The following is a 19,257-nucleotide window of genomic DNA, read 5'->3' on the forward strand; positions in this document are numbered from 1 at the left end:
AAATTTAATTTGTCAGAATAAAAAAAAGCCAGCACCAGGCTGACTTTTTTCGGCTATTGCATTGTTTTACTTAACTTGTATATCTGTTTAGGAATATCTTTTTTTCGTTTAGTAGGTGCTCAAGTTCTCCTGCTGGCAGCGGGCGGCTAATGAGAAATCCTTGGACACCAACACATTTATAAGATCTTAAGAAATCAATTTGTTCCATCGTTTCAACACCCTCCGCAATCAGTTCAAGCCCTAAATTCTGCCCCATCGAAATAATCGTACTTACAATGACTTTATTGTTTTCTTCTGTAAATAAATTCATAATGAATGATTGGTCTATTTTTAATTGATCTATTGGAAATGAGTATAGATAACTTAAAGAACTATATCCTGTTCCAAAATCATCAACAGATATGCGTACACCTAATTTTTTTAGACTTTGAAGAATGGAAATGACCCTTTCTGAATTTCCTGCCATACTTTCGGTTATTTCCAGTTCCAAATAGTTAGGATTGATTTTTGATTTTTCTAATACTGTAGCTACCGTTTCTACTAAATCCTCTTGAAATAGTTGCCGTAATGAAAGGTTGACAGATAACCGTAACGGTGTCATCCCCTTTTCATGCCATTTTTTTAATTGCTCACATGCCTGCTCAAGCACCCATTTCCCAATCGGGATTATTAAACCTGTTTCCTCCGCCAACGGTATGAACTTACCTGGTGAAATCATTCCTTTATTATGATGATTCCAGCGGATTAATGCTTCTACACCGATGATCTCACCAGTTTCGATGTTGACTTGAGGCTGATAATACAGGATTAATTCATTCCGACCGAGAGCTTGCCGCAAATCATTTTCCAATAAGAGATTTTCAAGCAGTTCTTTATTCATATCAGGATGATAAATCATCACCGCTTGCCCATTTTTCTTTGCTTCATGCATAGCAAGCTGTGCCTGCTTAATGAACTGACCAGTATCTGCCATGCTTTCATTAAACAAAGTAATCCCAATTGAAGATGTAATGTGAAATTTAAACCCCTTGGCAATCATCGGCTCTTCGAGGCGTTTATGAATCGAATTTGCAAAATGAATGAGTTCGTTTGGATTATCCTCGTTTGGAATGTAAAACATAAACTCATCGGCAACCATCCTTGATAGAACTGCATCCCCACTTTGGAATTCTTTTAATCTTTCTGCAATCGATTTGAGAAATAAATCACCCATATCATTCCCCAAAGTGTCATTCACATTTCTAAAACGATTTAAATTAATTGAAACGAGCGCAAATCTTGTTCTGGAACTATTTATTTTTTCTTCCAAAAAGTTGATAAGGAAGTTTCGATTTGACAATCCTGTCAACTCATCATGATATGCAAGGTAGTTGACTTTCTCCACTACGGCCTCAAGTTTCATTTCACTTTCTTTAAGAGCAATTTGCGCTTCTCTTTGCTTTAAAAATGGTTCTTCAATTGTCGCAGTGTAAATACCCTTCATAAAAAAGTAATAGCTTGATATCTTATAAAGATGGCCAATAATATTTTGTAAACTACTATTATTCATATTTATCATTAGTATGAACTCGCATAATAATGATAAACCATAAGCGACTACTAATACTTGATAGGAATCATTTCTCGTATTCCGATACAATTGGCTTAAAATCACGATTGTCCCAATAAAAGCACCAATAATAAGACATTCTATGAATACCATCATCATCGTTTGGCCATTTTCGGCTGTGACTAAATGGGGCAAAATATCGGAACCTTTAAAAATAAAGAGCGAGGATGCAGCAATATAAAGAGCAACAATCAAAAAGGCATATGTACGATATTTCCTCTGTAGATACTTCCCAGTTTGACTAAATAAAATGACGGATCCGATTGCTAATGTCAGGCGGGAAATCAACCAAAACCAATGTTCATCTTGACTAGAAATTTCACCTGAAAATGGCATTCCTTGATAAGTAAGAATATGGAAAAGATCGAATAAACCCACTGTTAAAAAAAGCGCTCCTAATAGTAAGCGATGTTTTGAGAGTGTATGTGGGAAAACCATCCACGACTGGGCTGCAATCGCAAAGGCAACAGAAATACTAAACATTTCAAGAATAAAATGTATGGAAAAAGGATTTTTATGAACAGTTATACCAAATGTCAGATTAATAAAAGAAGTTGCTAAGGCAAGTAGTAGTCCAAATATTAAATAAATAATGGTTGGGCGAATTTCGGCATATCTAGTCATATAGATTCTCCCCTAATGTAGTCTTTAAAGCTCATAGATGTATTAATAGTTTTAAACATTCATTACTAAATTTCCCTTTAGTGGCATTATATACCCATCTAATGTTACAAAACTAGTATTTTTCAAAAGATGGGTCTTTAGACTGTTTAGTTTATAGTAATAAACTATTTTAGGTATATTTATTAGCTAAACTGTATATTATTTCTCCATTTAAACAAACATAAAAAAGAACAATGGAAAAAGGAGATTTTAAAAAAAATGAAGCTGACACCAAAGCAAGTCGTTGAATTACATGGTTTCAATAACCTAACGAAATCCTTAAGCTTCAACATGTACGATATTTGTTATACAAAAACAAAAGAGGAACGTGAAGCTTATATAAATTATATCGATGAACAATATAATGCTGATAGACTTACAAAAATTTTAACAAATGTAACAGAAATCATAGGGGCAAATATACTAAATGTCGCTAAGCAGGATTATGTTCCTCAAGGTGCAAGTGTCGTCCTTTTAGTATCCGAGGGCCCTGTTGATGAATCACCAGTGGAAGCCTTCGAAGAATCGCCTGGACCCATTCCAGGGTCAGTGATTGCACAGCTTGATAAAAGCCATATTACTGTCCATACTTACCCAGAATCACATCCAGATGAAGGCATTAGCACCTTTCGTGCTGATGTTGATGTTTCAACCTGCGGAGAGATTTCACCACTTAAAGCACTGAATTATTTAATTCATTCCTTTGAAACAGACGTAATGACGATTGATTACCGAGTCCGCGGATTCACGAGGGATATTACTGGCCACAAATTATTTATTGACCATGAGATCAACTCGATTCAAAATTACATACCTGACAGTGTTAAATCTTTATACCAGATGATTGATGTCAACGTCTATCAGGAAAATATCTTCCATACAAAATGTAAGTTAAAACAATTTGATTTGGATAACTATTTATTTGGGTATACAAAGGAGAAATTACCGCTTGATGAACAGTTCGCAATTGAAAAGAAACTTAAACTTGAAATGGACGAGATCTTTTACGGAAAGAATATTACCAATGGGTAGTAAAAAAATTTATTTTTTGATAAAAATCACTTTAGTTTTCATAGTAGTGTGGCACACTAACAGTAGGGTGTTCGTTGAAAATATTGAGTTAAAAGGAGTTTTTTAAATTGGAAAAACAATCATTACAAGCTTTTAAAGAATATAGCGATGAAAAATTCACAAAACGGATTATCTACAATAAGGGCGGCAGCACAGTATTTGTTTTAAATTTCAAGCCTGGCCAAGAGCTTCCGGAGCATACTCACCCGGGAACAGAAGTTTATTTACTTGTTCTTGAGGGCGATGGAACGTTTATCATTGATGGAAAAGAACTTCCTGTTACAGCCAACGATGTCGTTCATTGCAGCAGTGAAGAAAGAATGGCTTTCAAAAATAGCGGCAGTAATCCGGTTAGCCTTTATGTGGCGTTAAATAAAATACCAAATGAGAATTTTGCTAAGAATATATAAAGTAGAAGAAAAGTCCTTCATCCCTAGCTGAAGGACTTTTTTGTTATTTGAGAACAAAGCGAAAAAGCCAGTCCGTTACTGGCTTTTCTTTTTGGAGAGGGCTTCTCCTATTATTGATACAGGATATCATCCCTTAATGATGCAACCTTGCTTAGTGCCAGGTCAATTTCCTTTTCTTCTACCCCATAATGCGCTAAGGCATCATGCAAATGTTTCACGATTGCACTGAAATGCTCTGGCTGCAAATTCATCCCTTGATGCGCTTTGGCCATTGATTCACCGGAATATTGATTGGGGCCTCCTAATGCAAAACTAATGAATTTCGTTTGGTGCTCGCGCTGCTTGTCCATATCCGTTTCTTTGAAAAATTGATTGACAGTCTCATCTTTTAGGACCAATTCATCGTAAAAATAATCCACAACTTTTCCGATTGCCGATGCCCCACCAATTTTTTCATAAAGCGATTGTTCCACTGTAATACCCTCCCTTTTGTAATATCACAAAGAGTAGTTTCTTCATCTTTCTTAAAATTATTCTGCGACCCCCAAAAAACGGAACTTGCCATTGAATTATTATAACGGGAAAGTATTTCTTTACAAAGAATGGATGATTTATATGTTTACAAATAATACATGGATTGGGATTGACTTAGGGTCTACAAATATATTAATACATCAAAAAGGAAAAGGGATTATCTTTAATGAGCCTTCCGTGGTTGCAATTGATTCCACGACAAATCAGGTTGTAGCCTTGGGGCACGAAGCAAAAAACATGATTGGCAAAACACCAAAACATCTAGAAATTATTTATCCGATAAAAAATGGCGTTATTTCCGATTATAATCGGACTTCCCAAATACTGAAACTATTGATGGCAAAGGCCAGTAATGGAAGCAAGTTTGCATTAAGAAAGCCAAATGTTGTGATTGCAGCTCCAACTAATTCAACACCTGTAGAACGTCGAGCCATTGTTGATGCCATTAAAAGTTGTGGTGCAAAGCAGGTACATATCATTGAAAATACGATATCGGCCGCTATCGGCTCTGAATTGCCAGTGGACGAGCCCATCGCGAATATGATTGTGGATATAGGCGGAGGTACAACGGAAGTTGCAATTATTTCCTATGGAGGTGTCGTTGCCTGTCATTCATTGAAAATTGGCGGTAACCAATTTGATGACGACATTGCTCAATACATACGGAATAATTACAAATTGCTTATCGGCCAACAGACTGCTGAGCAAATAAAAATCAATGTCGGCTTTGCAACTCCAGATCATAGCGAATTAACCTTCAATGCCCGTGGTAGATTTTTAGTAACAGGACTGCCTAAAACAATTACATTATCTTCAAAGGAAGTTCATTTAGCAATCAAAGAATCATTGGAGCAAATAGTAGATATTATCCGGATGACGCTTGAAGAATGTCCACCTGAGTTAAGCGGCGATATTGTTGATTTTGGAATAATTATTACCGGCGGAGGAGCTCTTTTACAAGGTATAACCGAGTGGCTGAGTAACGAAATTAATTTACCTGTTCATCTTGCACCAGCACCACTCGAATCCGTTGCAATCGGAACAGGTAAAGCGTTAAGTTTTATTGAGAAGTTACAAAAGGTTGCACATTAGTAGTTAATAGGAAGAAGCAGGAGATGCCTGCTTCTTTTTTTCCATCTTCCCTTAAACCTCTTTCAAAATAGCTTTATGATTATGTTGAATGATAATTTTCCGTTCCCACTCTTGCTTTTCTTCTTTTATATTTTGGAGTTGGTGTGCCCCACGGCTTTCTTTCCTTGTTGCAGCAGCAAAGGCTGCAGCCCAAGCTGGTCTAACTTTATCTGCTGTCTGTAAAGCAGGGATTCCATTTAGATCTTCAAGCTGCCCTACAATCACTTCTAGCTGATTTGTAGCCTCCTCGAGGGTTGCCGTCGATCTTTCGATTCCAACCTTTGTCCACATGATGCTTTTCACTTTTTGAAGGATTTCTTGTTCCACTTCTTTTGGTAAGCCACTTTTCCCCTTATGCTGTTCATACAGGCTGCTTTCCATTTTGTTCGTAGCCCGATTACTTTCTTTTGCTGCCATTTTCCCCGCTCTAGTTCCAAAGACAAGAGTCTCAGAAAGCGAGCCGCCTGCAAGGCGATTTGCTCCATGGAGTCCACCCGTACATTCACCACAGGCATATAATCCAACTACATTCGTTCTGCCCCATTCATCTGTTTGGATGCCCCCCATGCAGTAATGCTGAACCGGCTGCATGGCCCACTTACCCTTGTATCCTTTTTTATAAAGGCGAAAAACTTGGGGGCTATCTTGTTCTAAAATATCTTCATTCACCTGCGAAAAATCTAAGTAGACCGCATTTTGTTTAAACATCTTAAAACACAAAACATCTCTTGTTTCGAGTTCTTTGCGCGGGTATTTTTCCATAAATCTTTCATTTGCCTCATTTACAAGAAAGGCACCTTTGGCAAAAATCTTGGTTAACACATCAATGTTGGCGGGCTCCTTTAAGCGATAGGGATAAAACTGAACAAACTCCATATCAACGAGGTTGACGCCATGCCGAAAAGCAATCCCAATTCCTTCCCCCGACACATCTCTTGGATTATCGGATGAATCATATAAACTACCAAACCCGCCTGTTGCTAGAATAACAGAGTCAGAGTAGTAGGTTAAAAGCTCATGATTATTTTCAACTATTACTCCACTGACGGAATTATGATTGTTAATCAAATCAATCAGCGTTGATTGTTCATGAAATTCGACACCGATTTCCCGCGCGTATTCTGAAAGTGTTTTTGTAACATTTTTCCCAAAGCCATGTCCAACATATACTCTTCTCGGAAAAGAATGACCTGGTGTACTAACCTGCATTTCACGCTCGATGTAAATCTTATATTTTTTCTCAAGCTCTTCCACCCGGTCCGTGCATTCTTCCGCAAGAATTCTTGCTAACTTTTTATCTGTTATGTATCGACTGCCTTTCAGAATATCTTGATAAAATGCTTCTGATGAGTCACCAGGTGAGAAAATAGCAGAATGAACAGCATTGGCCATAACCGAAGAGCCGCCAAGCCCAACCTTCCCCTTTGAGATGATGGCAGCACTTGCTCCTTCCTCTCTTGCTGCAATAGCTGCAGATAGAGCGGCTTCCCCTCCGCCAATTACGATAACATCATAATGAAAGGATTGTCTATTAGACACTTTGATCAGCTCCTTTAATGAATAAAGTTAAAAGCAAGAGAATCCTCTCTTGCTTTCATCCTACTTAACTGTGATTGTTTTGTCAGCCTCATTCCAAATCACATCTGTACCTAACGCTTTTGCAACAGCACGTAACGGAAGAAATGTACGGCCATCCACTATTTTTGGAGCAACATCCATTTTCATGTTCTCATTATTTACTTTCATAATCTTAGAGCCTACTGTTACGTTAATGACACGATTCTCTTTTGTAAGCTTAATTTGACCTGTTGCTTGATCCCAGTTAATCTTATTTTCTTGAATGCCTGCTGCCTCAGCAATATAGCGAATTGGAATATATGTGCGATTTGCTTCAATAAATGGCGCAACATCCATCGTCTTTAGTGTGCCGAATTGTGTATATGTTTTATCACCAATTTTGAAAACAACCTTATTGTCTTTTCCTTTTTCCTCTACAGATGGCACTGTCTGTTGCTCAGGATCGTTGGGACCATTTTTTACTTCATCATCCTTTGGATTTGGAACCATGATTACTACTTTTTCCCCAGGGACATTTGCGAATGTATATTCACCAGCTGATAAGGTTGCCCCCCTTGAATCAACAGTTAGTTTCTGCTCACCAATTCCTCCATCGATTTCAAAGTACAACGGAATCTGTACTGATTCTGTACCCTTTTCCCATGTTCCGGTAATTTCCATCTCCAAATCCTTTTCGGTAGATTGGAGGACTGTTAGACTTGCACCATTCGAACCACTGAATGATGTCTTCGGTGAATAGTGACCTGTAAGCCAGTTCGCTCCCGCTGGCATTGTTAATCGGAAGGTGTCACCCGTGGTAAAATTCAGATCATCTTCTTTAATAAGTAAATAGGATAATACGCCAGGCATTTTATCACTAGAAAAATTTTGATCAACTGGTAGGATTCTATCTACAATATTTTTACTATTGGCATAAGAAATTGATGGCACAACAAACGGTGTAACAACACTGGCTGTCATAGTCGCTGCCATTATGAGTTTAATATGTTTTTTCTTCATCCAGACTCTCCCCTACTTATGATAAGTATTCATAACTTGTAATATTTACCACTTCATTATACACCGCAAATCCAAATAGCAAAAGCCAGCATCTCTGCCGGCTTTCAGGATTATTTATGCTATTACTTAATTTTTTAAAGGACAAATATTTTAGGGGGTTTTATTATTTTCATTTATTTGCGCTTGTTTGTTTCCTAAACTATAATAAACCATTGTTTTTGTTGAATGTTCAATTGAAAATTCGACACTTTTTAAAGTTTCTTCAAAAATTTTCGTTTGATGATTAATTGTAATTTTCCCATGATGAAGTTCTCTTAAATACATTCGTTCATTCGCAATTAAGTGCGGACAATCCCCACCTTCAGAACCTATAATTCCACCGATAATTTGTCTTAATGCATAAATTCTCCCACCCCTTACAACAGCATGTTCACTTTGTAATATACAATCCTTACCGGCAAAAATATTAGAATTGATAACTCCACTTTTTCTAATAGTTATGGTTCCGTTCGTTTTAATTTCCGACATATCAGATTCTCCAAGTTCAATCCTACTATCTTCCTGTATTGAATTCTCGCAGAGAGTGGTTACTTCTTTAATAGCAAATAGAAGACTATCAAGAATGTTCGGCAAATTATCTTCCATTAAAGAGCATTTATTATCAAAAATCGTATAAAGCATTCTCTTTAAAATGTTAAATTGCATTGGAATGCTGATATTTAAACTTTCGATTTCTGAAATGATTTTATTCATCTTTTTTACTTCAACCATTACGCTTTTAAACTTTTGTTCTACTAGTAAGAAAAAGATATAAGTTTTTCTTATTTTTTGTGATTTTTTGGAGATAACATTCATGATTAGGTTAAAGGCGGTTATTACTTTTTTAATATCTAATTCTAATTTTTGTGCTACTTCATAAATCTGTGAATACAGAATACCATGGCTTCCTGCATATAGTCTGCTATTGATTACAACACCTTTTACCTCAATATTTTGAGCTGAAATAATAGCAGCTGAATAAACACTTCCATAGATTGTGACATTCCCTAAAGATTCAATTCTCATATTTTCTTTAACATTTCCATTAACAATAACATCACCATGGAAGAAGATATTCCCTGTTTTCATGTCAACATCACGCCGGATTTCATAGGTTGGCAAAATGTCTATATTTTTAGTAGTTCTTCCGGTAATTGTTGGTCGTCCCTTACTTAAAGCATAAACCTTCCCATCATCGGTGATTTTAACATTTGATTTAGCTCTTAAGGTCATTTGCTTTGGAGGATTTGGATGTATTTTTATTCCATAAACATTCATACCCGGCTTTCCTTCAATCGAACTATGAAGGATTGCAATTAAATCCCCAATATTTACTGAAGGAATTTTAATACGATTCCGAAAATCAATGCGCCCCCCAACATCATCTAGAACTTCTTCCTTTTGCTCTGAAAATAATACTTCTAAGGAAGCATCTCTAGAATCTATAACTGGAATGCCCTCTGCAATTAGGATTTCTTCAAATGTCGGATGTATTAATTCCTTATAAATCACATCCATTTTAATATCAGCAAGAATTCCCTTTTCATGAATCTTCTCAATTATTGTTGAAAATAAATTCCTAATATCAAATTTTTTTTGAATTCGCACTACTTCTATCTTAAATCTGACTGAACGCTTCTTATCTTTCAGCCTATACTCTGTGGCTATTTCAGGTGACAACTTTAAAAATACTTTCATTTTATCCTTTGAGACAATTATTTCAAACGGTCTATAGTGCCTATTTACACTCCATTCAATTACATCTTTACTACTTACAGTTGTATCCTTATATACCTTTTTTCCATTTATCAATAAACATAATTCCTTAGAATATAAAATCACAGGTGTACGTCCACTGTTCTGGGGATTTTTCACAAATAGTTGATGATCTCTTACTTCAATGAAACCATCATCCTCCAAAGGTTCGTAAGGATTCCTCTTTGTAGTTTCTTCGTTTTGATTTTCTAACACTTTAGACCTTTGCTTATCTTCAATAAATAATGAATTAATAAGTTTCATTAATTCTTTATCCATATCCATAACAGTGACCCCCATTTATTATAAATAAAAGAGTGTACAAAAATACGTGCTCGAATGTGCAGGCATTTTTGCTAGAGCTCAGCAATAGGTTTTAATGTATTATGCTGTGAGTAATAAAAAGAACTTAAAAACTCTTCCAGTTCGTCCGCTTTTAATGGTTTACTAATTAAATAGCCTTGTCCAACATCACAATAATGTCTAGTCAAATAATTCATTTGTTCTTCGGTTTCAATTCCTTCAGCAACGACTTCTAAGTTTAAAGATTTGGCTAAAGAAATAATGGCATTTATCATTAGTGCAGATAAATGATTAGACCTTCCAATTTCATCTATGAACGACTTATCGATTTTTAATGTATCCACTGGCATTTTAGTTAAATATTTTAAAGAGCTATAACCGGTACCGAAATCATCAATGGCCAAGCTAACCCCAATTTCTTTTAACTCATATAGTTTATTTATTTTATTGGACCTTGAAAGCATTGAAATGCTCTCTGTAATTTCTAACTCCAAAAATCTAGAGTTAAGTTGAGTTTCCTGTAACACACTCTCAATCGTACTTACAAAATTTTCTTGCTTTAATTGATAAACTGAAATATTCACCGCCATCTGTAATTCGGAAAACCCTTCTTCATGCAATTTTTTGCATTCTCTACAAGCTTCTTTTAGTGCCCAATCTCCTATTGCATTTATAAGGCCCGTCTCTTCAGCTAATGGAATAAATATGGTAGGAGAAATAAGACCTTTAGAAGGGTGATTCCAACGAATAAGTGCTTCACAACCAACAATTTCTCCTGTAAACAAATCTACTTTAGGTTGATAATAGAGTACAAACTCCTTATTGTCTACAGCCTTACGAAGTTCCAACTCTAATTCCATAATTTCTGCAGATTTTTCAATCATATGGTTTTGGTAAATAGAATAATCATTTTTTCCATTTTGTTTGGACCAATACATGGCTACATCAGCATTTTTCATTAAGGTTTCGAAATCTTTACCATGGTCGGGATAAATACTAACTCCAATACTACACGTAATTAATAGCTCTTTTTCACCAAGAAGAAAAGGACGTTTAATTTCATTAATAATTTGTTTAGCAAATTTTGAGATACACCTTTTATCAGTATATTTAAATAAAATAGTAAATTCATCCCCACCTAATCGGGAAATAGCTGACTCTGTAGAGGCATCTTCTGCTATCTTTCTTAATCTATCTGCAACTAATTTTAGGAGAATATCACCAATACTATGCCCCAATGAATCATTAATATATTTAAACCGATCTAAATCTAAAAAGAAAACTGCTACACTTTCCTGCCGATTGATTTGTTCTTGCAATTTTTGTTCAAACGCCCTTCGATTCAATAATTGTGTTAAATGATCTTTTGTCGCTAATAGATGTATTTCCTCTTCAGCTTCTTTTTTATCAGTGATGTCATTTCTAATAGTAAGATATTGATAAGGCTCACCGTTATTATTGATAAAAGGAATAATAATGGTCTGAGTCCAGTAAAAAGTGCCATCCTTTGCCCTGTTTTTAACTTGTCCTTCCCAAACCTTTCCTTGCGAAATTGTCTCCCATAATACCTTGTAAAATTCTTGTGTATGATAGCTGGATTTAAGCATTCGATAAGTTTTCCCAACCACTTCGCTTGCCTTGAATTTTGAAATATCGCAAAACTTATCATTTACATATTGAATAACCCCTTCGTTATCCGTTATTTCGACTATACTTGACTTTTCCAATGCTTCCTTTATATTAATAAGCTCTTTAAAGTAATTGCTAGAACGTCTTTGTTCCGTAATATCACGGAAAATTGTCAAATTAATATTATTACCCATGATGTAAAAAGGAATTGACATTACTTCAACAATAATTACCTCGCCATTAGCTTTTACCCATTCTTCTTCTATTAGGTCTGCTACTTGATTTTTTTCTTGAACACAATTAAGTCGTGCTGTCACGAGCTCATGGTATTTTGGATGAATGAACGTATAAATAGGTTTACCAATAATCTTCATTTCGCTTGAAAAACCAAGACTTTGTAAAGCAAATTTATTTATAAATTTAACCTTACTATCCTTGAACATCATGATTCCCAGTGGAGAATTTTCTATAAGTATGCGGTATTTCTTTTCACTATTTGATAAACTAACGAGTAATCTCCATATGACAAATAAAATTATTATAAAAATCAGATTAAATGAGAGTAATAAAATGTTATCTGTAGTAAGACCTTGTAAGGATTTACTATCCTCTTTTTCAAGCAAACGGACTATTTTATCAAGGGAAAGTAGTAGTTTGTCACTATTAACATCCATTTGCCCAATAGTTAATACATGCTTTTCCCTATCAGAAAGAAGTTGATCAATATCAGTTTTTACCAAAGACCACTGCTGTTCAATTGTTTCGATATTTGAATTTAACTCTTCCTTAATAGTTTTAAATCTTTCATTTTTTATCTCCCTTTTAATTCTATTTAAATTATCCTCGAATTCATTCTCCGCAGAAATCAAATCATTTTTCGTATTTGAATTATTTAAAAGAACTAATTGAATCGCTTTTTTGCTTATTTTTTCACTGAGCATTCGCTCACGTCCAACTTCATTAATGATGTAGCTAATATTTTTACTATTTGTCAAAGAAGTCGTTACAAAATGGTACACTCCCCCACTAATTGTTGTAATAATCAGAAAAAAGATAGCAAGTTTAACATAAAGTGATTTTTTCATTTTGTACCCTTCTTTCTTCATTGAATTTACATATTTGCTACTAGCAATTTTATATGGTTGCCTATCAAATAATCGATTGCATTTCTGTTTAATTAATCAACAATGATTATTATTATCACTGTATAATAATCTTACATTACCATCAAAATCCTTTTTGATGTAATGAGACCATTTTCGCAGGTTCATTAGGTTCAGTATTAAATATAACAAGTTGTATGCCCCATTCATCCTTCTTCATAGTTCTATATTACCATTTTATCTATCACGTCTTAGTGACAATTGTGAAAATAGTATGAAATAACAATGAAGAAAAGAAGAAGAAATATACTGATCAAACCGCAAAGTGCAGTATAACTAGGATTTTTTAATGCCCATTTTTTACATTTTTAGGACTATATTACCAAATATATTTGAATAAAAATATGATTTTTCTCACAGTAAGTAAAAACTATCATCCAAAAAAGGGTTATTTTTACATATTTTTGGTGAATCTTTGAATTTTGTTAAAAAAAATAAAAATCCCTGCATTTACAGGGATTTATACAAACGCCTTACTTTCATCTTCCTTCCGGAAAAAGCTGCGCATTGCTGTATATACATCTGATTTTTGTTTTAAAATATAATAGCGGAATTTTTCATCGGTAATGTTTTTATAGGCAGTCATGAGTGTGCTGTGACGATTGTATTGATTGACCTCGCCGTAGCCAAACATATTGCTTACCTTTATCAAGTCACCCACCAATTTCACACAACGGGCATTGTCTGATGTTAAATTATCGCCATCTGAAAAGTGAAATGGATAAATATTGTATTTAGTTGGATGGTATTTTTCTTCAATGATTTCCAATGCTTTGCGATATGCAGATGAACAAATTGTCCCCCCGCTTTCTCCTTTTGAGAAGAAGTCTTCTTCAGAGACAACCTTTGCCTCTGTGTGGTGGGCAATAAATTCAATTTCAACTGTTTCGTATTTAGTCCGCAGGAATCTTGTCATCCAGAAGAAAAAGCTGCGGGCCATGTATTTTTCCCAGATTCCCATTGAACCTGACGTGTCCATCATTGCCAAGACAACGGCTTTTGATTCCGGCTTCACGACTTCATTCCAAGTTTTAAAGCGGATATCTTCACGATAAATTGGTTGAAAACTAGGTTCTCCATGCATTGCATTTCGTAAAAAGGCATTTTTGAGTGTCCGCTTTTTATCGATATTCCCCATTAAACCAGTTTTGCGGACATCATTAAAATCAATATCCTCCACTACATTTTCATCACGTTCTTTTTGCTGAAGATTTGGCAACTCCAGCTCCCTAAATAGAGCATTTTCAATTTCCATTAGGGAAACTTCTGCTTCAAAATAATCTTCACCCGCCTGGTCGCCAGCCCCGGATCCTTTACCAGGGGCTTTCTCACCTGAACCATCACGGGCAACAACATCGCCTACCTGACTATCCCCTTCACCCTGGCCAACGTGTTTACTTTTATCATAGCTATAACGAATTTTGTATTCATCTAATGAGCGAATAGGAATCTTTACGACTTCCCGACCGTTAGACATGATAATATTTTCTTCTGTTATAAGGTCTGGCAAATTATTTTTGATAGCCTCTTTTACCTTTTCTTGATGTCTTTGTTGATCATCATGGCCTTTTCGGTGGAGGGACCAGTCTTCCTCAGAAATTACAAAATTCTTATTATTGTCAGCTGACATTTTATTTCCCCTCCTTAAGCAGATTTATTCACTTTTGTCACAATCCATTTGAAACCTCATATGCTAAATGTGGAAGGCAGCACTTTCGCACATTACAAGCGAAAAGACGTGTCTGTGTAAAAAGAGTTTACTTTATCCTATGCAGTTTATTTAAATAATTGCTATACAATTTTTACTTTTCCCATAAAATGGACACGTACTATATGTGGTATTTTTTTCAAATTGATAGTCAATATAATGGATATAGGTGAGGAGGTATGATGTAGGTTGATCCTGTTAGCTATCAGTTTGAACGGTAATGAATATGAGGACAAAAGTCGAAGGAAGCTAGTAAACCTTTTCTTCATTTCCGCTGTTTGTGGACATAATATCGTCCATGCTAATGGATACTGTCTTCATTCTTGCCTTTTGCGGACATAATGGCGTCTATGCTAATCGATGCTGTCTTCATTCTTGCCTTTTGTGGACATAATGGCGTCTATGCTAATGGATACTGTCTTCATTCTTGCCTTTTGTGGACATAATGGCGTCTATGCTAATCGATGCTGTCTTCATTCTTGCCTTTTGTGGACATAATGGCGTCTATGCTAATGGATACTGTCTTCATTCTTGCCTTTTGTGGACATAATGGCGTCTATGCTAATCGATACTGTCTTCATTCTTGCCTTTTGTGGACATAATGGCGTCTATGCTAATGGATACTGTCTTCATTCTTGCCTTTTGTGGACATAATGGCGTCTATGCTAATGGATACTGTCTTCATTTTCGTTATATGAGGACAAAAGTTGAAGGATATATAAAAGTCTTTCCGCATTCATCCATTATATTTCATCGCTCCCGTAATGGAGGTAGAAAATAGCCCGTTTGATTCCACACGCCCCCCCCTACATACTCCGCAACAACAACTTTTTCAAAAGAGGAAATAAGATATCCGACAATTCATCAATCACAGGTACTAAAATACTATACTTGCCGTAAATATTCTTAATGGTATTTTGTTGGCTTTCGGTAATTTCACCATTGGCAAGGAAAACATTGATGATTTCTATTCCCTTTTTACGGCCGGAAACGACCGCTTCATGGGTATCAATGATGCCATTTTCTACATAATCGAAGGACGCCGGCTCCCCATCGGAAAATACAAGCAAAAACTTTTGCTTTTCATGCCGCATGAGCAGCTTCTCAACCATCAGCCGAATCGCAAAGCCATCGCGATTGTCTTCTTCTGGCTGCAGTTGCATAATGTTTGCCCCAGATTTCTTATCTTGAAAGTTTACAAAATCGACTACTGTTTTAAAGCAGTTGGGCTGCCGCAAATCGGTAGCATCACTGGATTCCTCCCAAAAACCTACAATAGTATGGGGTACCTTTACACCGGATAATGCCTCATGAAATAACGTAATGCCGAGCCTAGTTTGATCCATCTTGTCATACATGGAAGCTGAACAATCCACGAGCAAAGAGAAGACTGCATCAATTTCCGGTGATGGCTGATTTTTTTTATAAAATAGCCTTGGGTTTTCATCCGTAAAGTAGCGAATCAGCTTTTTATTTAATCTACCAATATTCAAATCTTCGCGTGGAAGAATTTTTTTATGCTCCAGTGTTTTTTGAATCATTTGCTTTAATTTTTTTTGGTATGGGGAAATGATCTTTCTAAAATGCTCATATTGATCTTTCTCCTGGATTGTAGTAGGAGCTAACGGCACCTGAATGGCTACCGCAAACTTGTTTGCCTTCCCGTATTTTTCTCCTGCTTTAACATCTACTAGTCCATCTTGTTCATAAGCAACCAACGCTTCAGCCTCAGAAAAGTCGCTATGCTTTGCTTCTTTTGATTTTCCCTGAACAATAGCCAAAGCCTGATCACTTGCTTCCCCTTCCCGAACCCCTTCGCCCATCAAGTCCGTTTGTGTTCCTTGATCCAGTTCAAACCTAAGAAAGCTTTTCGTTTTATCCTCTGTTTCTTGATGCCATGTTGGCAGCTTTTCTGAATGTACATCTTCATCTCCATCCGCTTCTTTGTTCATCACATCTTGATTCTTCAAAGCCTTTTTCCGGACCAAATCGTCCATGGTCAGCTCATCTTCAAAAATCTTATAAACATTTTCTGATAGAAAAAAGTAAAGATTGAGCATATCCGCTTGCAAAATTTCCTCTAGGACATCAATGACTGAAAAGGTTATCTTCGCAGAATCCGTCGTTGATTTGGCATCATATACCTTTGTAACCTCAGAATGTACAAATGGAATGACCGGATCAATCTCAGGATGAATGTCTGGAATACTACTATATGGTGATTCCGCAGCTAACATCAGATAGATGGCATTAAACAATGCATCTGTTAAGACACTATGCGTTATATTAACATTCAATTGACTTGCAAAATAGCGCCTAAAAATTAGTCTTCTCATCGCGAAAACCTTTTTTGATCCAGGTCTCTTTTTGGTAAATATATCCTCAAGCCGCAGCTCCTCTAAAAGTACAAATAATTGTCTCGTAAAACTAACGAGGTGGCGACCTGTTGACCTTTCAATTATTTCCCCGGCAACCCTTTTGTCGAAATGGGCAGTACTGCTCATACTTTTCAAAAAAACATCACTAAATAATCCAAAGCGTTTTTCCGTTTTTGAATAATCATCCCAAAAACGACTGATAATGATTTTACAATCATGTGGATCATAATAGGACTTATAGCCGTACTCTACCTCTAATTGTTTATTTTTCGTAAGTGTTCTAGCAAGATCGGATAACTCCATAAACAAAAAAGAATCCACTTTATCTTCATTAAATTTAATAAAATTCATCGATGTACCTCACTCAAACAACGTCTCGGCAATGTTTCTAACCGCTGCCTTTTCACGTTCATCGTCAAGTTTTTCTATGATCCCTCTTTGTATTGCTCTAAGCGGAGGCAAATATTTTGCTAAATCACAGGTATCCAACAAAGCGCGAATGGAGGCCGCTTCCTCAGAAACTTGGCCATTTCTTACTTGCGTTATTAAATCGGCTGAAAACGTTACGAACTGATTCACTACTTTCTCGTCCTTCAGCCCTGACTGTTCTTTTAAAACCTGCTTCAAAAAATCACCTTGAATATAAGGCACCTCTAACACAATAAAGCGATTCTTTAACGCTTCATTTAAAGGTACGGTCCCCACATATCCTTCATTAATCGCGGCAATCACCGTAAAATCACGAGAAGCTTTGACCACTTCACCTGTAAAAGGGTTTGTAAGCATTCTTCGATAATCAAGCACACCATTTAAAATCGGCAATGTTTCCGGTTTTGCCATATTAATTTCATCTATATATAATAAATGTCCCTGCTTCATCGCTTTAATGACAGGGCCTTCAACAAATTCAATAGAGGTCTTCCCACCCTCATTGGAAATTGTTTTAAACCCAAGCATGCTTTCCGCATCTAAATCAACTGAACAATTTATACTATGCATCGGCTGTGAAAATAAAGCAGAAAGCGTTTCAGCAAGCTTTGTTTTTCCAGAGCCTGTCGGACCTTTTAATAACACATTTTTGCAAAGTGCTAGAGCCACTATCGCATCATGGACAACGCTTTGGTCTGCAGGCCTATAGCCTCCTTTACCTACTAAATAACCATATTCATTGTCTTGTCGCTTGCGCTTATTTTTTAAAATTCCCTCGATATCCGGGGGCAGTTGAAGTGATTCAATATTCATTGGTGACTGTCCTTTCTTGATTAAAATGTTAAACAGATTATGTATGGTTATGTTATTATTCCTAAAATATGTAGAATTATAGTAATCGCCAAAATACTACCGTAAAATGAAAAAAGTCAACCTAGGTTGGTTGACTTTTTTATTTTATATTCAAATCTAATTTATTGGAAACTGCACTCTTTTGAACTCCTTCATTCATATATTTCCATATCAGGGCCGTACAAGAAATAGCAGCCAGGTTTATCAATGGAATGACAATAACGGCTGGTCCTACTTTAATTCCCAATAATGACATTCCGATTATTTTAGCCGAAAGTGCTGTCATTAACAAGGCTAAAAAATGAATATAAACTGGAACCAGCAAATACCCTAAAGGCCTTTCTTTAAACACGAACACTCCAGAGACAAACCCAATGGGTAACAGTAAGGATAAATCAACTCCTTGTACAACAAGGGTTGTGTAATGTTCAACTTGTATTGGAAACGTTCCTTTTAGTAGCGGTGGTACAACCGTCCCTAACCATAGTAATCCAATGATGATTGTATTGAAAATAAGAAATCCGGCAACCACCTTCAAAGGACGGGTTTTATTAAAATGATAGCTTATTTTATTTAAATCAAATGAAAATATCGTGATTGCCAATGCAAAAAAGCTCAAGGAAACTAATAGGACGTAGACTAGAAATAGATTATTATACATCGCCATTAGCATATAAAGTAGATAGGTTACGAAAAAATACCCTAGGGTACCTGCAAGGAGTATTCTACCTCTTAGCAATCCCTTTCGTGTAAAATGAAGAGACAAAAATAAGAGAGGTATCCCAATACATAAGGTGACTATATCCTGGGAGATTCCTTGCGGTGCTACAGCTTGGGACATATGCTGGTATATCCCCTTTCCGTAAATCATCACTGTCTGTCCGCGGATGGTTTCATACTCATATGGTCCAGGCCCCTGATTAGAAAAGATTCCAAATAAAGTTGCCACCAATGACAGAATTCCAATGCAATAAACAAGAATGTTTACTGTCCTTACACCTTTCAT

13 protein-coding genes are annotated in these 19,257 nt (G+C 36.0%); 3 read left to right on the top strand and 10 right to left on the bottom strand.

Annotated elements, in window-relative coordinates:
* Positions 1–70: 70 nt before the first annotated feature.
* Positions 71–2,233: a putative bifunctional diguanylate cyclase/phosphodiesterase gene (locus ACNQFZ_RS06415; protein WP_458414495.1), complete on the bottom strand. Its 2,163-nt coding sequence runs from the start codon at positions 2,231–2,233 to the stop codon at positions 71–73.
* Between the two features lie 258 nt (positions 2,234–2,491).
* On the opposite strand from ACNQFZ_RS06415, the gene speD reads away from it, so the two are divergent.
* Positions 2,492–3,304 carry an adenosylmethionine decarboxylase gene (gene speD / locus ACNQFZ_RS06420; RefSeq protein ID WP_458414496.1) on the top strand — a complete coding sequence of 271 codons (813 nt, stop codon included), beginning with the start codon at positions 2,492–2,494 and terminating at the stop codon, positions 3,302–3,304.
* 107 nt (positions 3,305–3,411) lie between these two features.
* The gene (locus ACNQFZ_RS06425; protein ID WP_458414497.1) at positions 3,412–3,753 is read left to right on the top strand and encodes a cupin domain-containing protein; all 342 of its coding nucleotides are present in this window, start codon (positions 3,412–3,414) and stop codon (positions 3,751–3,753) included.
* Between the two features lie 110 nt (positions 3,754–3,863).
* Here the strand turns inward: ACNQFZ_RS06425 and ACNQFZ_RS06430 are convergent, their stop codons facing one another.
* Positions 3,864–4,226, bottom strand: coding sequence for a group I truncated hemoglobin (locus ACNQFZ_RS06430; protein ID WP_458414498.1), 363 nt, complete (start codon positions 4,224–4,226; stop codon positions 3,864–3,866).
* 142 nt (positions 4,227–4,368) lie between these two features.
* On the opposite strand from ACNQFZ_RS06430, the gene mreBH reads away from it, so the two are divergent.
* Positions 4,369–5,379, top strand: a complete 1,011-nt coding sequence (gene mreBH / locus ACNQFZ_RS06435; RefSeq protein WP_458414499.1) for a rod-share determining protein MreBH — start codon at positions 4,369–4,371, stop codon at positions 5,377–5,379.
* Positions 5,380–5,430: 51 nt separating this feature from the next.
* Here mreBH and ACNQFZ_RS06440 read toward each other — a convergent pair whose 3' ends face one another.
* From ACNQFZ_RS06440 to ACNQFZ_RS06475, 8 genes are all read right to left on the bottom strand, one after another.
* Complete coding sequence (locus tag ACNQFZ_RS06440) at positions 5,431–6,957, bottom strand: FAD-dependent oxidoreductase (RefSeq protein ID WP_458414500.1); 1,527 nt, start codon at positions 6,955–6,957, stop codon at positions 5,431–5,433.
* A gap of 60 nt (positions 6,958–7,017) precedes the next feature.
* On the bottom strand, positions 7,018–7,995 hold the full coding sequence (locus ACNQFZ_RS06445) for a copper amine oxidase N-terminal domain-containing protein (RefSeq protein WP_458414501.1): 978 nt from the start codon (positions 7,993–7,995) through the stop codon (positions 7,018–7,020).
* Between the two features lie 150 nt (positions 7,996–8,145).
* The gene (locus ACNQFZ_RS06450; protein ID WP_458414502.1) at positions 8,146–10,074 is read right to left on the bottom strand and encodes a DUF342 domain-containing protein; all 1,929 of its coding nucleotides are present in this window, start codon (positions 10,072–10,074) and stop codon (positions 8,146–8,148) included.
* A 71-nt stretch (positions 10,075–10,145) separates the two neighbouring features.
* A complete protein-coding gene (locus tag ACNQFZ_RS06455; RefSeq protein ID WP_458414503.1) occupies positions 10,146–12,806 on the bottom strand; it encodes an EAL domain-containing protein in 2,661 nt (886 codons plus the stop codon).
* A 538-nt stretch (positions 12,807–13,344) separates the two neighbouring features.
* Positions 13,345–14,514 (bottom strand): sporulation protein YhbH, encoded by a 1,170-nt coding sequence (gene yhbH, locus ACNQFZ_RS06460; RefSeq protein WP_458414504.1) that lies wholly within the window; start codon positions 14,512–14,514, stop codon positions 13,345–13,347.
* An 884-nt stretch (positions 14,515–15,398) separates the two neighbouring features.
* Positions 15,399–17,321, bottom strand: coding sequence for a vWA domain-containing protein (locus tag ACNQFZ_RS06465; protein WP_458414505.1), 1,923 nt, complete (start codon positions 17,319–17,321; stop codon positions 15,399–15,401).
* 9 nt (positions 17,322–17,330) lie between these two features.
* The gene (locus ACNQFZ_RS06470; protein ID WP_458414506.1) at positions 17,331–18,212 is read right to left on the bottom strand and encodes an ATP-binding protein; all 882 of its coding nucleotides are present in this window, start codon (positions 18,210–18,212) and stop codon (positions 17,331–17,333) included.
* A 139-nt stretch (positions 18,213–18,351) separates the two neighbouring features.
* Positions 18,352–19,257 carry a hypothetical protein gene (locus tag ACNQFZ_RS06475; protein WP_458414507.1) on the bottom strand — a complete coding sequence of 302 codons (906 nt, stop codon included), beginning with the start codon at positions 19,255–19,257 and terminating at the stop codon, positions 18,352–18,354.

This window comes from Schinkia acidoalkalinis, assembly GCF_054301215.1.

Coding starts and splice junctions, on each gene's coding strand:
- ACNQFZ_RS06415 (WP_458414495.1), bottom strand. CDS start 2,233: ATGACTAGATATGCCGAAATTCGCCCAACCATTATTTATTTAATATTT.
- speD (WP_458414496.1), top strand. CDS start 2,492: ATGAAGCTGACACCAAAGCAAGTCGTTGAATTACATGGTTTCAATAAC.
- mreBH (WP_458414499.1), top strand. CDS start 4,369: ATGTTTACAAATAATACATGGATTGGGATTGACTTAGGGTCTACAAAT.
- ACNQFZ_RS06445 (WP_458414501.1), bottom strand. CDS start 7,995: ATGAAGAAAAAACATATTAAACTCATAATGGCAGCGACTATGACAGCC.
- ACNQFZ_RS06450 (WP_458414502.1), bottom strand. CDS start 10,074: ATGGATATGGATAAAGAATTAATGAAACTTATTAATTCATTATTTATT.
- ACNQFZ_RS06455 (WP_458414503.1), bottom strand. CDS start 12,806: ATGAAAAAATCACTTTATGTTAAACTTGCTATCTTTTTTCTGATTATT.
- yhbH (WP_458414504.1), bottom strand. CDS start 14,514: ATGTCAGCTGACAATAATAAGAATTTTGTAATTTCTGAGGAAGACTGG.
- ACNQFZ_RS06465 (WP_458414505.1), bottom strand. CDS start 17,321: ATGAATTTTATTAAATTTAATGAAGATAAAGTGGATTCTTTTTTGTTT.
- ACNQFZ_RS06470 (WP_458414506.1), bottom strand. CDS start 18,212: ATGAATATTGAATCACTTCAACTGCCCCCGGATATCGAGGGAATTTTA.
- ACNQFZ_RS06475 (WP_458414507.1), bottom strand. CDS start 19,257: ATGAAAGGTGTAAGGACAGTAAACATTCTTGTTTATTGCATTGGAATT.